Below are 2,764 nucleotides of genomic sequence, written 5' to 3' on the forward strand. Positions count from 1 at the left end.
CGTCCGCGACCACGGAGGCCGCCCCCGCCACGAGCGCCACGACCGGCACCAGGGCCACGGCGGGCAGCGACGCCGCCGAGAGCACCGTGCCGAGCACGACGACCACGACGAGCAGCGCGCCCGCCTCGAGCTGCATGCCGAGTCGCTGCACGCGTCCGAGTCCGCGGCCGAACGCCGACGCGAACGCGCCGAACGTCGCGTAGGGCGCCCACTCGGCGTGCCCGATCGCGACGAGCACGGCGAGCGGCAGCACGACCGAGACGGCCACGCGCAGCGCGGGCAGGTGGGCGCCGTCGTGCGGCCCTACGCGCAGCAGGTCTCGGGGCCGGGGGAAGGGGCTGCCGGAGGCGGCGGCGGGCGGGCGGGACGGCACGGTCGAGAGGTCCTCTCGTCGGGAGCGCACGTCGTCGGGTGCTGCGGGGCGGGGCGGGGCGGTGTGGCGGGGGCAGGGCTGCGGCCGACACGGTAAGGCCCCGCCTCGCCGAGGGGCGGGACGGGGCCGGGGGAGCCGCCTGTCGGATTCGAACCGACGACCTTCGCTTTACAAGAGCACTGCGCTACCGGACTGCGCCAAGGCGGCGGGCAGGTCCATCTTACCGACCCGACGTCGTACGGACGACGGGCAGGTGAGGAGTGCGACGGGCACGGGCGGGGGTGCGGCTGACGGCCTGCACGCCACGCAGGATTGGCGCAGACCCGGCGCAAGTGGTGAAGTAGGAGCTGCAGCGACCCGTGCGGTCGCGCCCGGTCGCCCCGGGCACCGACCACGAGGAGCTCCCATGACCAACGTCCTGACCGCCATCGGCTCGATCATCCTGCTGCTCGCGAGCTTCGCGCTCTTCGCGTACTCGTTCGGCCAGGACGAGCCCAACGCCTTCGTCTTCTTCGCGGGAATCGTGCTGATGACCGGCTCCTTCTGGCTGCCGATCACCGTCGTGGGGCAGAGCCGCAAGTCCTGGTAGTGGCGGCCTGGGAGGCACGGCCTGCCAGGCGCAGCCTCCCCGCCGAGGCCGAGGCCGAGGCCTAGGCCGTCGCCGAGCCCGGTGCGCTGACGAAGCGCCCGGGCTCGAGCAGCTTGCGGGGCTTCTCGTCGCGCTCGGTCCGCCCGCCGACGTAGAGCCAGCCGAGCAGCTTCTCGTGCGACGCCAGCCCGTGGGCCCGGTGCACAGCCTCGTGGCGCGTGTCGGTGCCCGTGCGCCAGAACACGCCCCAGCCCTCGTCGTCGAGCACGAGCGACAGCAGGTGGGCGACGCCCGAGGCGACGCTCTCCTGTTCCCACTCGGGCACCTTGCGGCTCTCGACCGGCGAGAGCACGACGGCGAGGACGAGCGGCGCCCGGAAAGACTTCTGCTCGAGCTTCTCGGCCGACTTCCCGTCGGCACCGCTCGCCTCGGCGAGCCCTCGACCGATCAGCAGCCGGTCGTCGCCGCGCAGCTCGATCAGGCGCCACGGCCGCAGCGACGAGTGGTCGGCCACCGTCGCGGCCGCCTGCACGAGCTCGAGGAGCTGCTCGTGCCCGGGCGCCTCGTCGGTCACCTTCGAGCGGGACCGTCGCCGGCGGGCAGCGTCGGCGACGGTGCCCATCAGGCCCGGGCCTGGTCGCCGGTCGAGGTGCCCTCGGCCTTGAAGTCGAGCGAGATCGAGTTCATGCAGTAGCGGTCGCCGGTCGGGGTGCCGAAGCCGTCGGGGAACACGTGGCCGAGGTGCGACCCGCAGGTGGCACAGCGGACCTCGGTGCGGACCATGCCGAGCGAGTCGTCCTCGATCAGCTGGACGGCCTCCGGGTCGACCGACTCGTAGAAGCTCGGCCAGCCGCAGCCGCTGTCGAACTTGGTGCCGCTCTTGAAGAGCTCGGCGCCGCATGCGGCGCAGGCGTAGATGCCGGCACGGCTCTCGTCGAGCAGCTCGCCCGTCCACGGGCGCTCGGTCGCCGCCTGGCGGAGCACCTGGTAGGCCTGGGGGTCGAGCTCACGACGCCACTCTTCGTCGGACTTCTCGACCTGGTACGACACGGGCTCGTTCGCCATGGTGCACTCCTCTGCGTCAGGGGGGACTCGCAGGCGTCGGGGCCTGCTCGTCGGGGACTCTCCATTGAACACCGCGCCGCCGACGCCCATTCCGCGCCGCCGCCTCCTCGGGGCTGCCTCCCAGGGGTGCGAGACTCGGCCGGTGACACCGCCGCCGACCCTCTCCGACCGCTTCGCCGCCTACGCGGACGCCGTCCTGCTCGAGGGCTCGCCGACCTGGGCCGCCGCCGCCCGGGGCGTCGCCGCCGACGCCGAGGTGCTCGCGCTGGTCGAGCGAGCCGAGGAGGCGCGGCGCCAGCCGGTGCTCGTGCTCGCCGTCGCGAGGTGGCTGGGTGCGCCCCTCGGCCCCTGGCCCGAGCTGCGTCGCTGGCTGCTCGACCACCCCGACCGGTTCCTCGACGAGCTCGGCCGGCGGCTCACGCAGACCAACGACGTGCGGCGCACCAGCCCCGTGTCGCTCGCCCTCGCCCGGGTGGAGGGGCCGGTGGCCCTGCTCGAGGTCGGCGCCTCGGCCGGCCTCGGCCTGCTGCCCGACCGCTACGGGCACCGTGCGGGCGACGACCGCTGGGGTGCCCCGGACAGCGCCGTCCAGCTCGAGGTCGTCGTGCACGGCGACCTGGGCGAGGTGCGGCTGCCCGAGGTCGTCTGGCGCGCGGGACTCGACCTCGACCCCCTGGACGTGCTCTCCGCCGCGGACGTGGGCTGGCTCGAGGCGCTGCTCCCGCCGGGGGCGACGG

The 2,764-nt window shown here is 74.5% G+C and carries 4 protein-coding genes, 1 tRNA gene and 1 pseudogene; 2 read left to right on the plus strand and 4 right to left on the minus strand.

The genetic code is table 11. The features are described 5' to 3' along the window. Both RWM17_RS13780 and RWM17_RS13785 read right to left on the minus strand, forming a co-directional pair. Positions 1-403: pseudogene (locus RWM17_RS13780) on the minus strand (hypothetical protein); the annotation flags it as partial. Between the two features lie 103 nt (positions 404-506). Beyond that, positions 507-580, minus strand: a tRNA-Thr gene (locus RWM17_RS13785). Positions 581-779: 199 nt separating this feature from the next. Between RWM17_RS13785 and RWM17_RS13790 the strand changes: the two genes are divergently transcribed. Beyond that, positions 780-962: a hypothetical protein gene (locus RWM17_RS13790; RefSeq protein ID WP_123547894.1), complete on the plus strand. Its 183-nt coding sequence runs from the start codon at positions 780-782 to the stop codon at positions 960-962. Positions 963-1,023: 61 nt separating this feature from the next. On the opposite strand, the gene RWM17_RS13795 is transcribed toward RWM17_RS13790, so the two are convergent. Beyond that, entirely contained in the window at positions 1,024-1,584 is a 561-nt protein-coding gene (locus RWM17_RS13795; RefSeq protein ID WP_314104597.1) for a nitroreductase family protein, read from the minus strand. After that, positions 1,584-2,012 carry a peptide-methionine (R)-S-oxide reductase MsrB gene (gene msrB, locus RWM17_RS13800; RefSeq protein ID WP_314104601.1) on the minus strand — a complete coding sequence of 143 codons (429 nt, stop codon included), beginning with the start codon at positions 2,010-2,012 and terminating at the stop codon, positions 1,584-1,586. Before msrB ends, RWM17_RS13795 begins: the two co-directional genes overlap by 1 nt. A 157-nt stretch (positions 2,013-2,169) precedes the next feature. Here msrB and RWM17_RS13805 point away from each other — a divergent pair. Continuing rightward, positions 2,170-2,764, plus strand: a 595-nt coding sequence (locus RWM17_RS13805; RefSeq protein WP_314104599.1) for a DUF2332 family protein, incomplete at its 3' end; no start/stop codon positions are given.

This window comes from uncultured Frigoribacterium sp. (genome assembly GCF_963515265.1).
Classification (GTDB): domain Bacteria; phylum Actinomycetota; class Actinomycetes; order Actinomycetales; family Microbacteriaceae; genus Frigoribacterium.